Source organism: [Lactobacillus] rogosae, assembly GCA_900112995.1.
GTDB classification, from domain to species: Bacteria; Bacillota; Clostridia; order Lachnospirales; family Lachnospiraceae; genus Lachnospira; species Lachnospira rogosae.
Genome location: FONU01000034.1, coordinates 1 through 21,436, shown reverse-complemented (window position 1 = coordinate 21,436; position 21,436 = coordinate 1). Strand labels below are relative to the sequence as shown.

Genomic DNA, 21,436 nt, shown 5'->3' with positions numbered 1-21,436 from the left:
GACTTCTTCAGACCAGCAGAGGTTGAACTTCTTATTGGTAACCCAGCTAAGGCAGAAGCAAAGCTTGGCTGGAAGAGAGAGATTTCTTTCCAGGAATTAGTTGAGAGAATGGTTAAGAATGATATTGATTTGCAAAGAATCACTAACTAAATATAAATCGTTAAATAAAAAGGTTTTTGGTTAATTGCTTAAGACCTTTTTTATATATAGAGAATTTATATAAAGATAGTGTTTTATAAATTATAGTTTATGATATTTAGAAGGGAGTTCTGTAGAATAATAGCTACAATAAAATTATTAAATGTTAATTAATGATAATAAAATGGAAAGAAATTCTTCAATAGAATTGTTGAGAATTATATCGATGTTGATGATAGTGTTTTGTCATTTTGCTTATAATGGTGGTTTTCAGTGGGAGAATAGCACAATAACAATTACTCGTTTATGGTATAATTTTATTATTATGGGTGGAAAGGTAGGTGTGGATATATTTATATTAATATCGGGATTTTTTTTAATTAATCAAAAAAAAGAAATATTTCAATTTAAAAAAATATTAAAATTTTGGGGACAATTATTTTTTTATTCTGTTATATTAAGTTTGATTTATTGCATTATTAATAAGAATCAATTTAGTATAAAATTAATAATTAAGAGTTTTTTTCCAATTACTTTTTCAACTTGGTGGTTTGCTAGTTGCTATTTTGTGTTGTATTTATTTCATCCATTTTTAAATAAATTGTTACATAATTTAGATAAGAAAACATATCAATATTTGTTGATATTAGCAGTTGTATGTTGGTCTATAATTCCAACATTAACAACTTCACAGTTTCAAAGCAATTCATTATTATGGTTTATAACTTTATATTCTATAGCAGGATATATAAGAATTTATGGTTTTAATTCAAAATTAAAATCTCAAAAGTATTTTAAGATATTTTTGATAGTTACATTTATAACATATATGTCAAGTGTTATATTTATGATATTGGGAAAAAGGTGGCACATATTTGAATCAAATGTGAATTACTTTTATGGTCAAGAAAAAATCACGATATTAATTATATCAATAATGTTATTTATGACATTTGTTACTTTAAATATTAATTATAATAAATGGATAAATATTATAGCATCAGCATCCTTTGGTGTTTATCTTATTCACGATAATAATTTAATAAGGCCGTTTATATGGGAAAATATATTTGAAAATGCTAAATATCAAAATTCTATATTGCTTATACCATATTCTGTGATTGTTGTAATTATAGTTTATATTGTTTGTACTGTAATTGATTTAGCAAGACAAAGATTTATAGAAAAAACATATCTGATAGTAATCAATACAAATATAAAAAGATGGTCAGTATATTTATTTGATTTATTAAATAAAATTAGAATTTTTATATTTAATTAAAAAGTTTTTCTGAAAAAATAATAAAAGAATTTATGCAAAGTAACCATTATGGTGATATATCAGTAGAAAATTCAAAACATAAATGTAGATGGTAGTGTTTTGAAAACATATAGTATTTAATCAAGTAGGAGAACAACGATGAAACACAAAATTTTCACTCCGTACAGAGTATGCCCCTTAGGTGCACATGTAGACCACCAGCTTGGACAGGTTACGGGTTTTGCAATTGACAGGGGAGTTGAATTAGAATTTGACATAACAGAAGATGGAACATTTGACCTTATCAGCAAGAATTATCCAGGGCATATAATGTTCACGCTTGAAGATGAGTTAGAACGAGAGATGCTTTGGGGGGATTTCCTTAAAGCTGCGATTGTTGCACTTTCAAGAAAATATGAATTAAGGAGAGGCATCAAAGGTGTTATAGAAGGAACACTGCCAGTTGGAGGGTTATCATCTTCAGCGGCAGTTATTCTTGCATATCTTAATGCGGTATGCATAGCTAATGATATTCAGATTACAAGACCAGAGATTATAAGCAATGCTATATGGGCGGAGCGTAATTATATAGGAGTCAATGTCGGCAAGCTTGACCAGAGCTGTGAGGTGTATTGCAGGAAAAATGGTCTGTTATTTCTTGATACACTGGATGATTCCAATGAGATTATACCGGTAAGTTCCAATATGAAACCATTTGAGATTATGATTGTATTTGGCGGAAAGGAAAGACAGCTTGCTGGTTCTGCGTATAATACCAGAGTTGATGAGTGCAAGGCAGCGGCGTATGCGTTACAGGCTTATGCAGGTATGGATTATGGTAATTATAAAGATACATATTTAAGAAATGTACCTATTGGTGTCTATTTGCAGTACAAGGACAGGCTTCCAGAGAACTGGAGAAAAAGAGCAGAGCATTTTTATGGTGAAAGACAGAGAGTAAAAGACGGAATTAAGGCCTGGAAGAAAGGTGATATTGAAGAATTCGGACAACTTATGTTCCAGTCTGGAAGAAGTTCCATAGAGCTTTATGAAACTGGCTCTGATAATCTGAGAGATTTACAGGATATATTTGAAAATACAGATGGAATATATGGCGGAAGATTTTCTGGTGCAGGCTTTAATGGTTCAAGTATTGCTCTTATTAATCCAGATAAGAAAGAAGAGATTGCTGATAAGGTAAGAAAAGAGTATATAAAGAGGCATCCTAATTTAGAGAAGGATTTTGCTATTTATTTCGTTAATACAGCAGATGGAATTAAGTTATAAAGATTACACAGTATAGAAGAGGAATTATATATGAAATGTATAGTATTAGCAGCAGGTTATGCAACAAGATTATATCCATTAACAGAGAATTTTCCAAAGCCTTTATTGGAAGTTAAGGGTAAAAGCATATTAGATTGGTTGTTAGAAGATGTTCAATCTACCAATATGGTAGATGAGGTTATAGTTGTGTCTAATCATAAGTTCTATGATATATTTACTGAATGGGCAGATAAGGCAAAGAATAGATTAAGTGGAATGAAACTTACAATCTTAGATGACGGCTCAACAGACAATGATAATAGGTTAGGTGCAGTTAAGGATATAGCATTTGCAATAAATGAATGTAATTTGGCAGGTGCAGATAAAAATGTATGCGAAGATGGAGTGCTTGTTCTTGCGGGTGACAACCTTTTGGATTTCTCTATAAAAGGATTTCTTGATTTCTACAAAGAGAAAAATGCAACCTGCATAATGAGACATTATGAGCCATCGTTAGAAAAGTTACAGCGAACAGGCGTTGTTGAAGTTGATTCTTCTGATAAGGTTATTTCAATGGAAGAAAAGCCTAAAGAACCAAAGAGCAACTGGGCTGTGCCACCATTTTATATTTATGGCAAAGAGGATTTACCGGTTATTGTTGATTGTGTCAATGACGAGGAGATTAATCTTGATGCACCGGGTGGATTTATTGAGTGGTTCTGCAAGAAACGTGAAGTTTATGCGTATGAAATGCCAGGTAAGAGATATGATATAGGTAATAGGGAAAGTCTGGAGTGGATTAGGGAGAATTACTAAGCAGTTATTGTTATATTAGTTGATGTATGTTAATATAGTAATACTATTAGTAATAATCTTAAATGTGTATATAATAATTTGATTATTAACAAAGTCAAACTATGAATCAAGAGGTCATATATGGAATATCGTAAAATATATATTGAAAATTTCGGGAAAATAAAAAGTGCAGAGGTTGAGATAGCACCTTTTATGCTTTTTGTTGGTGATAATAACAGCGGAAAGAGTTATTTGACGTCTTTGATATGGGGACTTCAGAATTATGGAAGGACGGGCTTTTTTTCAGCAAAGAATATGAAAAAAAGCCAGCATTATTCAAAAGTATTTGAATGGATTTCAGATAATATCAGAAATGCTGTAAATGAACAATATAATGTAAAGTTAAAAGAATATGGTGTTAATATTCAGAGTTTGATTAATGACTGTCTGGATTTTGAAAAGAAAAGTTTTGTTAAATGGCTCTTTAATACGGATGAAGTAAGCATAGATAAAATTCAGGTAGAGATACCAGATTTAGAATCTGTCGAGGTGGATTTCCATACTATACAGAATAAAAAAGTGTTGGAAAGTGATGGGGATACTACAGAACGAGTTGAAATAATAATGCAGGTTATTCAGCATAAGAAGAGAAGCAGAGCGGTATGTTTAGCATCTTCTTTTGATGAAATATATGATAAGCATAATATTGATTTTTTAATGTCCGTGTTGTGTTATTCTATATTAGGAATGAACTATGCTAAGGATACATCTATTTATCTTCCAGCATCAAGAACAGGATTTATGCTGACAAAAGATATTATTAATCAGGTTGGAAGAGATAATACATTTAATGATAATCAGGAAAGTGCCGTTACACCATTTACACGTCCTATTAATAATTTCCTTACAGTTATTAATAATTTATCGCAATATTCTCCAGTGAAGAATGATAAATATAAAAGTATAATTCAATATATAGAGTGTAATATGGCAGATGGTGTATTAGATGTGTCTGACTTACCTAACAGGGAAGTGAGATATATTCCTAATGGAAGAAGCAAGAGTCTGCCTTTAAGAGTTGTATCAGGAGTTGTTACTGAATTATCACCTCTTCTTTTATTGTTAAAATATAATAGAACAATTTCTAATATGTTTTATGAAGAGCCAGAAATAGGACTGCATCCACAATTGCAGAGTTCAATTGCAAGAGTTTTGTGCAGACTTGTGAATACAAAGACTAATGTATGTGTTACTACACATAGTGATTTAATAATTCAGCACATTAATAATATGATTTCATTAAAGAATAATTCAGAAAATGTAGATTTGATGGAAAAGTATGGATATACACAGGAAGATTTAATTGATTATAGAAAAGTCAGGGTGTATCAGTTTAATACGGAAGGAAGCAGAACAAGAAAGAAAACTGTTCTGGAAGAGATTGAATGTGACGATAATGGATTTGCAGTGCCAACATTTAATGATGCTTTAGATAAGATAACCAATGAAGCATATAATATACAGGAATAGACGATTAGTGTTGTTATTCTGCAATAGTAATTATTGTTATTGACACTTATAAATGCGTGGTAAATGTACATAAGAGTGGAATTGATATGAAAAAGAGAACACAGTTTATAATAGACGAATTATTAAAAGAAGATTTTGTTACAGTAAAAGAAGATGATAATGTCATTATACTTGAAGAGAATGATGATGGTGGAGAAAGCAGACTTGAATTTAGGACAAAGTCTAATAATACATTGACAATAGAGAATATAGATAAAAAGCATACAGATATGTATTTTTTTAAAGAGGGTTCTAAAGCATCAATGTATAAAAGAGTAGACCATATTATTATGGATAATGTGGATGAGATAGCAGATAAATGGGATATATATTTGATTGAAATGAAGTCTACTGTGTCAGATAAAACGTGGATAGATGTTAAAGGTAAATTCAGGGCAAGTTATCTTTTTATATGTGCCTTTGCGGCTATGCTTGATATTAATATAAATAATATATATATGTATACAACTTACAAAAAAGCTGATTTTACAAGTGAAACAATTCCAACATCTAAAAGAGTTAGAACAGGTACAAAGAATATCCCATATATAGAAGAATTTCAAGGTAATAAGTTTGCAATTAAATTAGGACAGTATATAAGTTTTAAACATATTCCTATATTAATGACAGATGATAAATCTGAACAAATGCTTGTGGGTTTTTACAATATAGCTGACCAATAGTGGATACTATCAATTAATCATACGTTATACAAAAATGTCAGACAAATTTTTATTTTTGTATGGTAAATATACTTGAATTATGATATTATTACAATATCGGTGTTATATAGACTTGAATAATTTAATAAATGGTTCGAAGATACGATGTTTTACAGATATTTATAGCTTGTTCTACGTTAATCAGGACTGTAGTAGTATGTCTGTTGCTGGGAAATGGGAGTTGTATTTTATAACCCGCTGTTGTGCGTATATAGGAGAATGAAAGTATATGTTTAGAAAAAAGACAGAAGAGAACTTATTGCCAGAAGGTGATGTCAGGCGAATGATTGAGGCAATTGACAATATAGCCTCAGGTGATTTTAATGAGATAGATGCGACGGATTTTAATAATCCGTTGTATGCAGATAAGCTTAATTCAATGCTTAAAGCGGTTAAGCAGGTTAATAATCCAGTTGTTATGCGACTTAATGAAACTATGGAGATTCTTGGCGATAATACTTTGATTAAAGATACACTTAATCAGGTAGAAACACAGACTAAGTCGATACAGCATATGGAGAATGCCAGCCAGCATCTTGAGAGTTCTATAGAGAACATTTCTATGGCTATGGGACATATCCGTGATAATGCCCACGATATAATATCAGTGTCTCATAATGTAACGGTAGATATGAACGATAGTATCAAAGCCGTTAATGCGTCATCTAAGAAGATTCAGTCTATCAATAATAAAGTTCAGGATTTTAAGGGTAAGATTGGTAAGATTGAAGCGATTGTAGACCTTGTTAAGAAGGTATCTAACCAGAGTAATCTTTTGGCTTTAAATGCTTCTGTTGAAGCTGCAAGAGCCGGAGAAGCAGGAAGAGGCTTTGCCGTTGTTGCTGATCAGGTAAGATTATTATCTAATAATACAGCAGAGTCTGCTGGAAGTATAGTCAAGTATGTTAAAGAATTAAGAGATAATATAGATGAGCTTGCAAAAGCAATGGATGAGACTACCATAAGCCTTGGTGAAGGGAATGAAAAGGTAGAGAAGTCACTTGAAGTTATGCAGCAGATGAACAGCCAGATTGATGACATAAGTGAGAAGGTTGACAGTGTCTTTAATGACATAGATACACAGACAGGTGTTACAAAGTCATTTTCTAAGCAGATAGAGAATATTTCACAGAGCTACAGCATACTGTCTGATGACTGCCTTAAATCAGGACAGAGGGTATTCAAGGTGGGCAGATATCTTGATAAGACAAGAAGTGACCTTGTAAGAGGCTGTTCTAAGATTACACAGCAGGATTGGATGAGAGTGTTTGAAGTAGATCATTATATTCTTACATGGAGAGTATATAACAATATCGTAGGATTTGAACATCTTTTAAAGAAGCAGGTAGATGATCCGTCACGCTGTAAACTTGGTAAATGGATTGCACAGTTAAAGGATGATAAGATTGTAAATAGTTCTGAATTCAAGCAGCTTGTAAAGGCACATAATGATTTGCATCATTATGCAGAGCTTTCATGGCATGCTAATGAAGATGGAGATAAAGAAAAGGCAATGCAGTATTTTAATGATACATATAATGCTTTTTCACAATTTGATGAGGCAATCAATAAGCTTCAGAAGAAAATGCAGCAGCTTGGTTATAATGATATAACTGCTATTGTGGCGTTTGAAAAGTAATTAATAGGAAGAGTTAATAATAAGGATTAGTATAAAAGTTAATAATAGGGATTAATAATAAGAGTTGATGCAGGGTGAAATATAGTCATAACACACAGTGGACGTGAAAAGGAGAAGTTAAGCTGAAATTGAAATATGGACTTAAAATAAATATTCTATACTCTTGTAATTAGGAACGGAATAATATATTATAAAGTGATATGAATTTTTAAAAGAGAGGAATATATCTATGTGTGGAATAGTTGGATATGTAGGTAATGAACAGGCAGCACCAATACTTCTTAACGGTCTTGCAAAGCTTGAATATAGAGGGTACGATTCGGCAGGTATTGCAGTTCGTGACGGCGATAAGCACGTTGAGGTTGTTAAGGCGAAGGGAAGGCTTAAGGCATTAGAGGAAAAGACTAATAATGGTCTTGCCATTAAAGGGACTTGCGGTATTGGACATACAAGATGGGCAACACATGGTGAGCCTTCTGAGAATAATGCACATCCTCATATATCAGATGATTATAATGTTGTTGGCGTACATAATGGAATTATTGAGAATTATCAGGAATTAAAGGATAAGCTTGTTAAGAATGGATACGAGTTCTATTCATCAACAGATACAGAAGTGGCTATTAAGCTTATAGATTATTATTATAAGAAATATGAGCATACACCTGTAGATGCTATTAACCATGCTATGGTTCGTATCCGTGGTTCTTACGCATTTGCGATTATGTTCAAGGAATATCCTGATGAAATATATGTAGCAAGAAAAGACAGCCCAATGATACTTGGTGTCAGTGATGGCAACTGTTATGTTGGCTCTGACGTACCGGCTATACTTAATTATACAAGAAATGTATATTATATTGGCAATATGGAGATTGGACGTCTTGCAGATGGTAATATAACATTTTATAACCTTGATGGTGATGAGATAGAAAAAGAGCTTGTAGAGATTAAATGGGATGCTGAGGCAGCAGAAAAGGGTGGATATGAGCATTTTATGATGAAAGAAATCCACGAACAGCCAAAGGCAATTGCTGATACACTTAATTCTGTATTAAAGGACGGGAAGCTTGATTTATCAGCAGTAGAGCTTTCAGATGAAGAGATTAAGAAGATTTCACAGATATATATCGTAGCCTGTGGTTCGGCATATCACGTTGGCGTAGTTGCACAGTATGTTATGGAAGATCTGGCTAAGATACCGGTAAGAGTAGAACTCGCTTCTGAGTTCAGATACAGAAAGCCTTTGTTAGATCCTGATGGACTTGTGATTGTTATAAGCCAGTCAGGTGAAACAGCAGACAGCCTTGCGGCGTTAAGGCTTGCTAAGGATAAGGGACTTAGGACACTTGGCATTGTCAATGTAGTTGGAAGTTCAATTGCAAGAGAAGCAGATAATGTATTCTATACACTTGCCGGTCCGGAGATTTCTGTCGCTACAACTAAGGCTTACAGTACACAGCTTATAGCCGCTTACTGCCTTGCAATTCAGTTTGCCAGAGTAAGAGGTGAGATAGCAGATGATGTGTACAGCACATATTTAGAAGAACTTAAGACTATACCTGATAAGATTGAGAAGATTCTTGAAGATAAGGAAAGAATTCAGTGGTTTGCCGCAAAGGTTGCCAATTCAAAAGATATATTCTTTATAGGAAGAGGGATTGATTACGCAGTCAGTCTTGAAGGAAGCCTTAAGCTTAAGGAGATATCTTATATTCATTCAGAAGCGTATGCCGCTGGTGAATTAAAGCACGGAACTATAAGTCTTATTGAAGATAATATTCTTGTTATTGGTGTGCTTACACAGAGTGAGCTTTATGAGAAGACGATAAGCAATATGGTTGAGTGCAAGAGCCGTGGTGCATATCTTATGGGACTTACTACATATGGAAAATATGAAGTTGAGGATACAGTTGAATTTACTGTATACATTCCAAAGATAGATGAACATTTTGCAGCATCACTTGCTGTTGTGCCACTTCAGTTACTTGGCTATTATGTAAGTGTAGCTAAGGGACTTGATGTAGATAAGCCAAGAAATCTTGCTAAATCAGTTACAGTGGAATAAAATGAACTATATCCGTTCCACATAATAGAGTGGGACGGATTTTTACATTATTGACAATTATGTCGAATATAGTATAATTAATCAGATTGCATAAATAATAATATACTATCAGGGGGCTTATGACGAATATTAACAGAACTAAAGAAAGTATACAAAATATACTTATATTTTTTACAGATGCAATAGCGATAGTGTTATCGTATTATGTTGCAGGAATAATCTGGCTGGGGTTATATTGGGGAATGAATAACAGACAGATTTTTAGTGAACTTAATAATAACTGCGTATCAATACTGGTTGCGACAGTTATTACAGCAGTATTTTATAATGTCAAGAATGATTTTATAAGCAGAGGTTATTTTGAAGAATTCAGGTCAGTAGTATGCAAGAGTGCACTGTTTGCTGCTATACTCGCTGTCTATGAATTATTAAGAAGAGATGCAGAAGGCATCCAGAGAGGCATATATATTGTTACAGTTATCGTTGCAATAGTTATTATGTATGTATCAAGACTGCTTGTTAAGGCATATCTTAAATCACATAACGAAAGCAAGAGGGCAAGCCGTGTCATAATGGTTACAGTTAAGGACAGGGCTAAGAATACACTTTCAAAGATTGATGAGAAGGACGACTGGTTAAGAAAGATAGACGGAATTGTAATTATGGATGAGAATATGACGGGTCAGGATATCAATGGAGTTCCAGTTGTCGCAGATATCCATACTATGATGAAGTTTATTAAGAATGAAATCGTTGATGAAGTCTACATAGATGTTACAGATCGCATAAGAGAACGTATCAAGCCTATGGTTATGGAACTTGAGGATATGGGTGTTACTGTACATCTTAAGATTGAAGTATTAGATGTATACAGGGATTTCGATGCGAAGCTTGGTTATCTTGGAAGTATTCCAGTTATTACATTTGCTAACAGGATATATAGCTGGAAGTCTTTATTCGTGAAGAGATGTATTGACATAGTTGGAGCTATCGTGGGTCTTGTATTTATGACAATTGCGATGATATTTGTTGCACCAGCTATTAAGATTGAGTCAAAAGGTCCATTATTCTTTAAGCAGAAGCGTGTAGGAAAGAATGGACGTTATTTCTATATTTATAAGTTCCGTTCAATGTATATTGATGCCGAGGAACGTAAGAAAGAACTTATGGCACAGAATGAGATGAATGGTCTTATGTTCAAGATGAAGGATGACCCTAGAATTACCAAAGTTGGTAAGTTCATAAGAAAGACAAGTATAGACGAGCTTCCTCAGTTTATTAATGTGTTAAAGGGAGATATGAGCCTTGTCGGAACAAGACCACCTACGGTGGGTGAGTTCAAGCAGTATAAAGGACACCACAAGAGAAGACTGTCTATGAAGCCGGGTATTACAGGAATGTGGCAGGCATATGGACGAAATAGTGTTATGGACTTTGATGAAGTTGTAAAGATGGATTTGGAGTATATCGATAACTGGAGTGTAATGCTTGATATTAAAATTTTATTTAAGACAGTTGTTACAGTGTTTACTAATCACGGAACATAATTGATATAGTAAGTGTCAGAATATTTAAGTATATAGAATTTTATGAAATACGAATACATAATGTGAGATAAGGGAGATTAAGCGATGATTATTACTAAGACACCTTTTAGAATGTCTTTTTTTGGTGGTGGAACAGATATGGAGTCATTTTTTATGGAAAATGGTGGGGCAGTTTTATCGACAACATTTGATAAATATTGTTATGTTAATGTAAGACACCTGCCAAGATTCTTTGACTATAGTACAGAGTTATCATATGCCAAAATAGAAAGAGTAACAGATGTTAATGATATTCAGCATCCAGCAATAAGAGAGGCAATGAAAATGCTGGATATGCATGAAATCAGATTAACATATGAAGCAGATCTTCCAGCTAGATCCGGTTTAGGTACATCTAGTTCATTTGCCGTTGGAATGATTAATGCTTTTTATGCTTTGAAGGGAAAGTATGCAGATAAGAAAAAGCTTGCTGATGCTGCAATATATTTAGAAAGAGAATTGTGCAAAGAAGCAGGTGGATGGCAGGATCAGATTGCTGCATCATATGGTGGATTTAATAGAATTAATTTTAATTCAGATGGATATGAAGTGCTGCCATTAATTATTAATCCGGAAAGAAAGAGACAGCTTAATAATAATTTAATGATGTTTTTCACGGGATTTACAAGATTTTCATCAGATGTTCAAAAAGCAAACGCATCCAACAAAGCAGATAAAGTAAATCAGCTCAAAGAAATGCTTGCTTTAGTAGATGAAGCAGAAAAGGTTTTAGTGGATAAGCAGAGTGACTTAGATGAATTTGGAAGACTTCTTGATCATACATGGAGAATTAAAAGAAAAACAGGTAATACAGTATCTACTAATAGTATTGATGAATTATATGATAAAGGATTAAAGGCTGGAGCTTTAGGTGGGAAATTACTTGGAGCAGGAGGCGGTGGTTTCTTAGTGTTTTATGTAGAGCCAGATAAACAGGAAAAAGTGAAAAAAGCAATGGAAGATCTGTTGTATATACCATTTGAATTTGAAGATGGTGGAACAAGAGTAATTCATTATAGTCCAGAAACATATGAACCTATAATATAATTTGAATTACAAGGAGACTAAATTGAAAGAGAATATTGCGAAACATATAGATGTATTATTTGAAAGATATCCAGAATTGGATTTTAATAGGGAATACATAAAAAAAGCATATGAATTATTAGAACAGACTTTTTTGAATGGTGGAAAGCTTTTAGTTGCAGGTAATGGTGGTTCAGCTTCGGATGCTGAGCATATTGTCGGTGAGTTAATGAAAGGCTTTGAAAAACAAAGAAGACTTCCTGTGGAATATAAGGATAGATTAATTAATGAAAATGAGAAACTTGGAAATGTTTTAGCTGATAATTTACAGATGGCACTACCTGCAATTGCGTTAGATGGTCATATAGCATTATCTACTGCATATATGAATGACTGCAGACCAGAGTTATGTTTTGCACAGCAGGTTAATGGGTATGGAAATAGTGGAGATATTTTCTTAGGGATTTCAACATCTGGTAATAGTAAAAATATTTTATATGCTGCAATAACTGCTAAAGCGAAAGGGTTAAAAGTTATAGGACTCACAGGTGCAAATGATAGTGAATTATCTAAAATAGCAGATGTAACAATCCGTTCATCACAGACAAGAACATATATGATACAGGAGCATCACTTACCTATTTATCATTGTCTATGTTTAATGCTGGAAGAAAGATTTTTTGGAGAGGAATAGCTGATGGAAAAGCAGGCACTTTTAAATACATATGTAAATAATGTAGATATGTCAGAGACAATTTGTGCGATAGAAGAGATGATTGCGTCTAAGAATAAATCATACATAGTTGCTATTAACGTAGATGTGGTTATGAAGATTGAGAATGACAGCTATTTGAAAAAAATTGTTGATGATGCAGATATGGTTCTGGTTGATGGAAAACCATTAGTTTGGATTTCTAAGCTTCATAAAAGACCGGTAAAGGCTAAAATATCAGGTTCTGATTTGGTTCCAGAGTTATGTAAAGTTGCACAAAAGAAAAAATATACAATATTTATTATTGGTGGTAAAGATGGGATAGCTGAAAAGGCTAAGGCTAATTTAGAAAAAAAGCTTCCTGACATAGAGATTGTTGGTGTATATGCTCCTCCATTTGGCTTTGAAAAAAATCAAGATGAGTTAGATAGAATAAATGCAATGATTTCTGATGTTCATCCGGATTTATTAATTGCTTGTTTTGGATGTCCTAAGCAGGAAAAATGGATATATGAAAATATAGATAAATATGATGCAAAGGTCACTATATGTGCAGGTGCAACAGTGGATTTTCTTGCTGGAAATGTCAAAAGAGCACCTCGCTGGATGAGTGACCACGGATTGGAATGGTTTTATAGGTTATTACAAGAGCCTAAAAGAATGTTTAAAAGATATTTAATAGATGATGTAAAAATATTACGATTGGTAAGAAAATATAAATAATATAATGAGGGTATAGTTTTGGATAATAAAAAAGATGTTGCGGTTATTATATTAAATTTTAAATCTTGGCAGGAAACAATACAGGAAGCCGATATATGTAACGAATTTCTTGGGATTGATTATGAAAATATCATTATTGTTGATAATGCTTCTCCTAATGATTCATATGTAAATCTTAAAAGTACTTCAAAAGAAAAGAATTTCATATTAATTAAATCAGAAAATAATAATGGATATGCTGCTGGAAATAATATCGGAATGAGGTATGCTTATAAGGCAGGGTATAAATATGCATGGATATTAAATAATGATATTTTAATTAATGACAAAGAGATTGTTACAAAGCTTACGGATGTATTTAAAAAAGACTCTAGTGTAGCGGTTGTTAATCCAGATATATATGCTCCAGATGGGCATATGTATAATAGAGATTCTATAAGACCCGATTTTTTTGATTTGACATTTGGAATGTTAAATTATAAGAAAAAAGGTCGTAAGATAGAAGATAGAGGTGGATATTCATATATATACAGACCGCAGGGGTGTTGTATGATGGTTGATTTAAATAAAATGAATGAAATCGATTATATGGATGAGCATACATTTTTATATGTTGAGGAACCAATTCTGGCAGAAAGATTAATGCAGAAAAATTACAAATGTGCCTGCTGTATAGCAACAAGTATAATACACAATCATTCAACAACAGTAAAATCTGTATTTGCTAAAAATAAGATTCGTAAAATGAATAATGAGAGTTTTAAATATTATTTAAAGCAGTATAGAAAATTTAATATAGTTAAAACAAATATATGTTTATTCTTTAATTATTTAAAATTACTTATGTTAGATTAATCTAAGTTATAATGGAGAAGAAATGAAAAAACGTAAAATCTTGTATATTTCAATGAGTATACCATATGATAATGTTCCTCATGCAGGAGGAAAAACTTTCAATTATTATATTAATGGATTTGCCAATGATATAGATAATGAAGTTACTATGATTGCAAAAGTTTTACCAGAAGAGGAACATCAGATCGAAAATATTAATCCCAATATTAACACTATAATAGTAAGAACACCGAAGAATAAGGTAAAGAAATATATTTCATATATTAAAAGTTTGAATTCAAAAATAAATCCGTTATACCGATATGGAAATGTATTAACTAAAGAGATATTTAACCAGATAGGGAATGAGTTAGATAAATTAAAAAATACAGGATATGTACCTGATATTGTAATACTTGAATGGACGTGGATGTTATTATTTATAGATCAGGTAAAAAAAAGATTTCCTAATGCAAAATATATTGCTTCGGAACATGATGTTTCTTTTTTAGGTGCACAGAGACAATATGAAAACGCTAAAGGTTTTAAGAAGATATATAAAAAATTATATTATAATAATTTGTATAAGAGAGAAATATTAAGTATTAATAAATGTGATTATGTTGTAACACATAATGCAAAAGATAAAAAATTATTACTTAAAAATGGAGTTGAACAATCTAAACTAGGTGTAATTGTTCCATATATTAATTTACCAGAACAAGTTGCAAGAAAAAATATAAATAAAAATATATTATTCTATGGTGCAATGAATAGAATAGAAAATGAAATAAGTGCAGAATGGTTTATTAAAAATGTTATGCCTGAAATTAAGGATACTGGTGCAAAATATGTAATTGTTGGAAATAAACCTAGTGATGAGTTAAAAAAATATGAGTCTGATAATGTTATAATTACAGGTTTTGTTCAAGATATTCAGCCATATTTTTCAAGTGCAATGTGTCTAGCAGCACCTATTCAAGCTGGAGCTGGTGTTAAAGTGAAAATTCTGGAGGCTATGGCTATGGGAGTTCCAGTTCTTACTAATAATATTGGAATTGAAGGAATAGAAGTTGACGATGGCATACATTATTATCATTGTGAGACACCAGAGGATTATAATGGCAAAATAAGATATATTATACAGAATAGAGATGAAGCAGAAAAAGTTGCTCAAAATGCTTTAAAGTTCATAAATGACAATTATAATTTAAAAAATTCTTTCAAGGAATATAGTGAAAAAATTTATTCTTTATAATATGGTTAGATTCAGAGGTTAAGAATATGATTAAAAAAGTTAATGCATATTATATTTTTGCAGTTATATTTGTATTATATTATATTCCAAGATATATAGAATATACGACGTTTATTAAAATTGATGAGATAAAATTAATAGTGACATTTACAAAATTAATTTCTTATATGTTAGCATTTTCTTATATTGTATATAAGGTAGTACAGAAGAAAAGTATATCATTATTACTTTCTACAATAATGCTTTTTTTCTTGTTCCAGTCTTTTTTAGGTGAAAGAAAAAGTGTATTTGTTGTATTATTGTTTTCAACAATATTTGAAGAAGAGTATATGGATAAATATATTCGTTCTTTATTTAATATTTCTGTCGTTTTATATGTAATAACTTTCATATCTTCAAAGGCAGGAATAATAGAGAATGTAATTACATCGCGTGATAAATTAGGTGGGGCATGGATAGCTGGTGGTAATGGATTTGAATATCCAGGGCAAATGATAATGATGTTGATGCCTATTGTATTTATGTATTATTATTTAAAAAGTGGTAAAATAACATGGAAGGATAATGTATTCTGGCTGGTAGTAGATGCATTCATATTTAGCCAGTGCCTTACAATAACAGGAACAGTAATGATAGCATTATTTATTGCCTGTTATAATGTTTTACAATATAGAAAAAAAACAAAAGATAGTAAAATATTGGCTTCTGGTATAATAAAATTTCTGCCATTTATATTTTTATTCATTACAATAATATTACTTGTTATATATAAGGTGTTTCCATTAGTGGGAAATATATTAGACAAAGCCTTAAATGGAAGATTGAATATAGGTAATATAATAATTAAAAGTTATGGAATAAAGATATTAGGTACTAATTTTACTAATGGAATTAATAATGGATATTATGAGATATTAGATTCTGAATATATGCATATGCTTGTTGCGGAAGGAATTTTATTTTTAATTGTTGCATTAATATTATGCTGTTTTGTTCTTAAATATACTCAATTAATAAATAATCAATATTTAACATTAATTTGGATATTTATTCTTTTGAATTCAATTGTTAATAATGGGATATTTAATTTGGTATTTAATCCATTTAGTATATTAATAACTATATATATAAGAAAAAATCTTAATAATGCTTATTTAAAAGAAAAGTTTGACAAATTTAAAAGAACGATAAAAGAAGAATGATAAAATAGAAATTATAGATTATAATTCATTAAGGAGACAATGGAAATGTCAATAGTTACAACTACAGAAATGTTTAAAAAAGCATATAAAGAAGGATATGCAATTGGTGCTTTTAATGTTAATAATATGGAAATTATACAGGGAATTATGGAAGCAGCCGGTGAGTTGAGATCTCCGGTTATATTACAAGTATCTAATGGAGCTAGAAAGTATGCGGGACATAATTATATTGTTAAACTGGTTGAAGCAGCAACTATGCAATATAAGGATATTCCAGTTGCTTTACATCTTGATCATGGAGCAGATTTTGAAATGTGTAAATCGTGTATAGATGGTGGTTTTACATCTGTTATGATTGATGGTTCTCAGTATTCGTTTAAGGAAAATATTGAACTTACCAAAAAAGTTGTAGATTATGCACATGAGCGTGGTGTAGTTGTAGAAGGAGAGCTTGGACAGTTGGCAGGTGTAGAAGATGATGTTAATGTAGAGCATCATTCCTATACAAAACCAGAAGAAGTAGAAGAATTTGTATCTAAAACAGGTGTTGATTCATTAGCAATAGCAATAGGAACAAGTCATGGAGCGTTTAAATTTAAACCAGGTACAAAGCCACAGCTTAGATTTGATATTCTGGAAGAGGTTTCTAAAAGACTTCCAGAATTTCCGATTGTTTTACATGGAGCTTCAAGTGTATCTGCTAAATATGTTGATATAATTAATTCAAATGGTGGAAAATTAAAAGATGCAGTAGGCATTCCAGAAGATATGTTAAGAAAGGCTGCCAAGAGTTCAGTATGTAAAATTAATATAGATTCTGATATAAGATTAGCAATGACAGCAGGAGTAAGAGAAGCTTTAGTGGAGAATGAGGATATGTTTGATCCTAGAGTATATCTTAAACAAGGCCGTGCGTATGTTAAAGAATTGGTTGAACACAAAATGATAAATGTATTGGGTAGTAATGGAAAGGCATAAGTAATATGAAAACAGTAATAATGGCAGGTGGAAAAGGAACGAGAATATCAGAAATGTTTCCAGATATCCCTAAACCACTTATTCCTATTGATGGTGTACCTGTATTAGAAAGAGAAATAATATCCCTGCATAATCAAGGTTTTGATGATATAATCATAACAATTTCACATATGGGAGATAAGATAAAAGAATATTTTGAAGATGGAAGAAAATGGAATGTAAATATACAGTATTTTGAAGAAAAAATTCCATTAGGAAATGCAGGAGCATTATTTAAAATAAGAAACTTACTGGGAAAAGAGCCTTTTTTATTATTAAATGCAGATGCAATGTTTGAGGTGGATTTTAATAGAATGTTAAAGTTTCACAAAGAGCATAAAGCATTAGTTACATTATTTACCCATCCTAATAGTCATCCGTACGATAGTGGATTAATTGTAGCAAATGAAAAGTCAATAGTTGAAGAGTGGCTTACCAAAGAGGATGCTAGACCACAATGGTACAAAAACAGGGTTAATGCAGGGTTACATATAATAGATCCGTCTGTTCTGGATATGCTTTCAATAAATGAAGATGATATTGGCAGGGAAATTAATGGAAAAGTTGTTAAGGTGGATTTAGATCGTCAGATTTTAAAACCATTGTGTGGTAAAGGTTTTATGTTATGCTACGATAGTCCCGAGTATGTAAAAGATATGGGAACACCTGAGAGGTATTATGCTGTAGAAAACGATTATAAAAAAGGAATAGTCAGTGCAAAGAATTTAGCAAATAAACAGAAAGCTGTTTTTTTAGATCGTGATGGCACAATTAATGTATATAAGGGATTTTTAAGAGATATTGATGAATTTGAACTGCTTGATGGTGTTGCAGATGCAATTAAAAAGATAAATAATAGTGGATATCTGTGTATTGTAGTTACTAACCAGCCAGTTATAGCAAGAGGTGAAGTTACATATGAACAGTTAGATATGATCCATAAAAAAATGGAAACTCTGCTTGGATTAGATGGAGCTTATATTGATGGATTATATTATTGCCCACACCATCCTCATAAGGGTTATGAAGGAGAAATACCAGAATTAAAGATTGATTGTAAGTGTAGAAAACCAAAGCCAGGAATGTTATATATGGCAGAAAAAGATTTTAATATCAGTCTTTCAGATAGCTTTATGGTTGGAGATGGTGAAAATGATATTATTGCCGGAAATGCAGCTGGTTGCAGGAGCGTATTAATTGCAAATAAACAAGAAAATACTATTGATAAAGGTATAGCAGCAGATGTCGTAAATGATGTCGTTGAGTTTGTCGATAAATATATAAGTAATATATAATACTAAAAATATTTGCTGATAAGACTGTATAAATAAGTATTATGATATGGATGCAACAATTGCTTCTGTACTTGATAAATGTAGTGAGATATTTATATAATGTTACATTAATATGCTTTATATAAAAATAGAGGTGCAAAGTGAATAAAAGAACATTAAAATCTATTATAATAATGGGAATATCATCAGTAGTAGGTTATCTGGTTACATTATTTTTAACATCATATGTTACTGAGAATATAGGTATTGAGGCATATGGCTTTGTTTCTATTTCAAAAACATTTGTTAGTTATGGAGAAATAGTTACAATTGCATTGACTTCATTTGTAGTAAGATATATTACGATTAATTATCATAAGCACGATATTGAGGCGGCTGAATCCTATTATGTATCTTCTATCAATGCAAGTATAGTGTTATGTATATTATTATCTGTGGTTTTTTCCATTTTGACAATTAAAATTGATTGTATAATAAAGATACCGCTGGAATTGCTGCATTCAGTGCGATTATTGTTTGCAACTATGTTTGTGGCGTTTGTGGCAACAACAATGTCAACGCCTTTTAGTACGGGATTTTATATTAAAGACCGATTAGATATTTCTGGAATAATAAAAATAATATCATATACAGCTAATATGTGTGTATTAATTGTATTATTTTCTATATTTAATCCTTCGTTATGGTTTGTGGGTGTTGGATCCATAGTAGCAGCGTTAATTATCTTATTAGGTTCATATTTTTCAAATAAAAAACTTGTTCCTGATTTTAGATATAATATGAGGTTACATTCAAACCAAAAAGTAAAAATGCTTCTTACCAATGGTTTATGGAATTCAATTAACCAGTTAGGTAATACGTTAAATAGTGGTCTGGATTTACTTTTTTCCAATGCAATGCTTACAGATATTCAGACAGGACAGATTGCTGTGTCTAAGAGTATTGGAACAATATTTAGTTCATTGGCAGGAATTATATTTCAGCCATTACAGCCAGAATTATTAAGAACTTATTCAGAAGGCATTAATGGAAAGTTTTTAAATCAATTAAAAAAATCCATGAAATTATGTGGCTTTTTCGGAAGTTTAGCATTTAGTGGATTTTTTGCATTAGGATTTTTGTTCTATAAATTGTGGCTGCCAAGTCAGGATTATAAGCTGCTTCATATTTTGACAATAATTACTGTTTTTACATACATAATGGATATATTCCTACAACCAATATATTATGTTAATACACTTACTGTTAAGAATAAGATTCCCTGTTTTATAACAATTATTGGAGGTTTGTTAAATGTTGTCGGAATGTTTATTTTAATAAAATATACCAATTTGGGTGTATACGCAGTACCTATAACAACAGCAGTTATAATGTTTTTAATAAATTTTTGTTTTAATCCTGTTTATGCCTGTTGGTGTTTAGGAATAAAGAGATCATATTTTTATCCTTTGATTTTTAAACATTTGTTTGCAACTGTATTAATGTGTTTTATTTTTAAAGTAATCTCAATATTATTTAATCCTGATAATTGGATAGGATTAGTGATTTGTGCTATAGTAATGGTTATTGTAGGAACGATTGTTTATTTTGTTATAACATTTAATAATGAAGAAAAAAATGTAATTATAAAAAAATTCGTAAAAAAATAGCATTTTTAAAATAAAAGTATTATATTTATATAGGTCTTAATTCTTTAATTAAGATTAATAATTATGTGTATAAGGAGATGATATTTTTGAAAAAAATATTAATGTTTACAGGAGCGGTACTTGGAATAACTTTATTGTGTAATACAAAGGTGTTGGCATATGATGGTAATCATAATGCTGTATCAGTAAAAAATGAACAGACATATGAGGATACAACAGCTGTTCAAAGTAATTATACAGGAATAGTTAAATCCGGTGATAAGCTGGTATATGTAGAAAATGGTAAGATAAAAGATGATTATACAGGTGTAAGAGAATATAATAATCAATGGCTGTATGTAAAAAATGGTGTTGTTGATTATACATATACAGGAATAGCCGAGAATGAATTCGGCTGGTGGCGTATAGAAAATGGCGTAGTTAATTTTGATTACTATGGAGTAGCCGAAAATGAATGTGGCTGGTGGAAAGTAGAAGGTGGAAAAGTTAATTTTGATTACTATGGAGTAGCCGAAAATGAATGTGGCTGGTGGAAAGTAGAAGGTGGAAAAGTTAACTTTGATTATTATGGAGTAGCCGAGAATGAATATGGTTGGTGGCGCATAGAAGGTGGAAAAGTTAACTTTGATTATTATGGAATAGCCGAGAATGAATATGGCTGGTGGAAGATAGAAGG

At 31.4% G+C, this 21,436-nt stretch carries 18 protein-coding genes and 1 pseudogene; all 19 read left to right on the top strand.

The annotated features are described in order from the left end of the window. Window positions 1-150 (top strand): GDP-mannose 4,6-dehydratase (locus BM157_RS13325; RefSeq protein WP_456361699.1); only part of this gene is annotated, 150 nt, incomplete at its 5' end. 151 nt (window positions 151-301) lie between these two features. Continuing rightward, complete coding sequence (locus BM157_RS12185) at window positions 302-1,420, top strand: acyltransferase family protein (RefSeq protein WP_090141353.1); 1,119 nt, start codon at window positions 302-304, stop codon at window positions 1,418-1,420. Between the two features lie 138 nt (window positions 1,421-1,558). Next, window positions 1,559-2,686: a GHMP family kinase ATP-binding protein gene (locus tag BM157_RS12180; RefSeq protein WP_090141351.1), complete on the top strand. Its 1,128-nt coding sequence runs from the start codon at window positions 1,559-1,561 to the stop codon at window positions 2,684-2,686. Between the two features lie 30 nt (window positions 2,687-2,716). Further along, window positions 2,717-3,481, top strand: a complete 765-nt coding sequence (locus BM157_RS12175) for a nucleotidyltransferase family protein (protein ID WP_090141349.1) — start codon at window positions 2,717-2,719, stop codon at window positions 3,479-3,481. Window positions 3,482-3,601: 120 nt separating this feature from the next. Then, complete coding sequence (locus tag BM157_RS12170) at window positions 3,602-4,990, top strand: AAA family ATPase (RefSeq protein WP_090141346.1); 1,389 nt, start codon at window positions 3,602-3,604, stop codon at window positions 4,988-4,990. Window positions 4,991-5,076: 86 nt separating this feature from the next. Continuing rightward, window positions 5,077-5,712 carry a hypothetical protein gene (locus tag BM157_RS12165; protein ID WP_090141344.1) on the top strand — a complete coding sequence of 212 codons (636 nt, stop codon included), beginning with the start codon at window positions 5,077-5,079 and terminating at the stop codon, window positions 5,710-5,712. Window positions 5,713-5,980: 268 nt separating this feature from the next. After that, a complete protein-coding gene (locus tag BM157_RS12160; RefSeq protein WP_022501501.1) occupies window positions 5,981-7,390 on the top strand; it encodes a methyl-accepting chemotaxis protein in 1,410 nt (469 codons plus the stop codon). A 229-nt stretch (window positions 7,391-7,619) separates the two neighbouring features. After that, window positions 7,620-9,458, top strand: coding sequence for a glutamine--fructose-6-phosphate transaminase (isomerizing) (glmS, locus tag BM157_RS12155; RefSeq protein ID WP_090141343.1), 1,839 nt, complete (start codon window positions 7,620-7,622; stop codon window positions 9,456-9,458). Window positions 9,459-9,577: 119 nt separating this feature from the next. Then, window positions 9,578-11,005 carry a sugar transferase gene (locus BM157_RS12150; protein WP_090141341.1) on the top strand — a complete coding sequence of 476 codons (1,428 nt, stop codon included), beginning with the start codon at window positions 9,578-9,580 and terminating at the stop codon, window positions 11,003-11,005. Window positions 11,006-11,089: 84 nt separating this feature from the next. Beyond that, on the top strand, window positions 11,090-12,091 hold the full coding sequence (locus BM157_RS12145) for a GHMP family kinase ATP-binding protein (protein ID WP_055174164.1): 1,002 nt from the start codon (window positions 11,090-11,092) through the stop codon (window positions 12,089-12,091). A 22-nt stretch (window positions 12,092-12,113) separates the two neighbouring features. Then, a complete protein-coding gene (locus BM157_RS12140) occupies window positions 12,114-12,764 on the top strand; it encodes a D-sedoheptulose-7-phosphate isomerase (protein ID WP_318255987.1) in 651 nt (216 codons plus the stop codon). A gap of 3 nt (window positions 12,765-12,767) precedes the next feature. Next, on the top strand, window positions 12,768-13,505 hold the full coding sequence (locus BM157_RS12135; RefSeq protein ID WP_055174166.1) for a WecB/TagA/CpsF family glycosyltransferase: 738 nt from the start codon (window positions 12,768-12,770) through the stop codon (window positions 13,503-13,505). An 18-nt stretch (window positions 13,506-13,523) separates the two neighbouring features. Further along, a complete protein-coding gene (locus BM157_RS12130; RefSeq protein WP_055174167.1) occupies window positions 13,524-14,360 on the top strand; it encodes a glycosyltransferase in 837 nt (278 codons plus the stop codon). 22 nt (window positions 14,361-14,382) lie between these two features. Then, window positions 14,383-15,597 (top strand): glycosyltransferase, encoded by a 1,215-nt coding sequence (locus BM157_RS12125; protein WP_082421525.1) that lies wholly within the window; start codon window positions 14,383-14,385, stop codon window positions 15,595-15,597. A 26-nt stretch (window positions 15,598-15,623) separates the two neighbouring features. After that, window positions 15,624-16,799: a hypothetical protein gene (locus BM157_RS12120; RefSeq protein WP_055174169.1), complete on the top strand. Its 1,176-nt coding sequence runs from the start codon at window positions 15,624-15,626 to the stop codon at window positions 16,797-16,799. Window positions 16,800-16,844: 45 nt separating this feature from the next. After that, a complete protein-coding gene (gene fba, locus BM157_RS12115; RefSeq protein WP_055174334.1) occupies window positions 16,845-17,777 on the top strand; it encodes a class II fructose-1,6-bisphosphate aldolase in 933 nt (310 codons plus the stop codon). Window positions 17,778-17,782: 5 nt separating this feature from the next. Further along, a complete protein-coding gene (gmhB, locus tag BM157_RS12110) occupies window positions 17,783-19,111 on the top strand; it encodes a D-glycero-beta-D-manno-heptose 1,7-bisphosphate 7-phosphatase (protein ID WP_055174170.1) in 1,329 nt (442 codons plus the stop codon). A gap of 140 nt (window positions 19,112-19,251) precedes the next feature. Beyond that, on the top strand, window positions 19,252-20,760 hold the full coding sequence (locus BM157_RS12105) for a lipopolysaccharide biosynthesis protein (RefSeq protein WP_055174171.1): 1,509 nt from the start codon (window positions 19,252-19,254) through the stop codon (window positions 20,758-20,760). An 86-nt stretch (window positions 20,761-20,846) separates the two neighbouring features. Further along, window positions 20,847-21,436: pseudogene (locus tag BM157_RS12100) on the top strand (hypothetical protein); the annotation flags it as partial.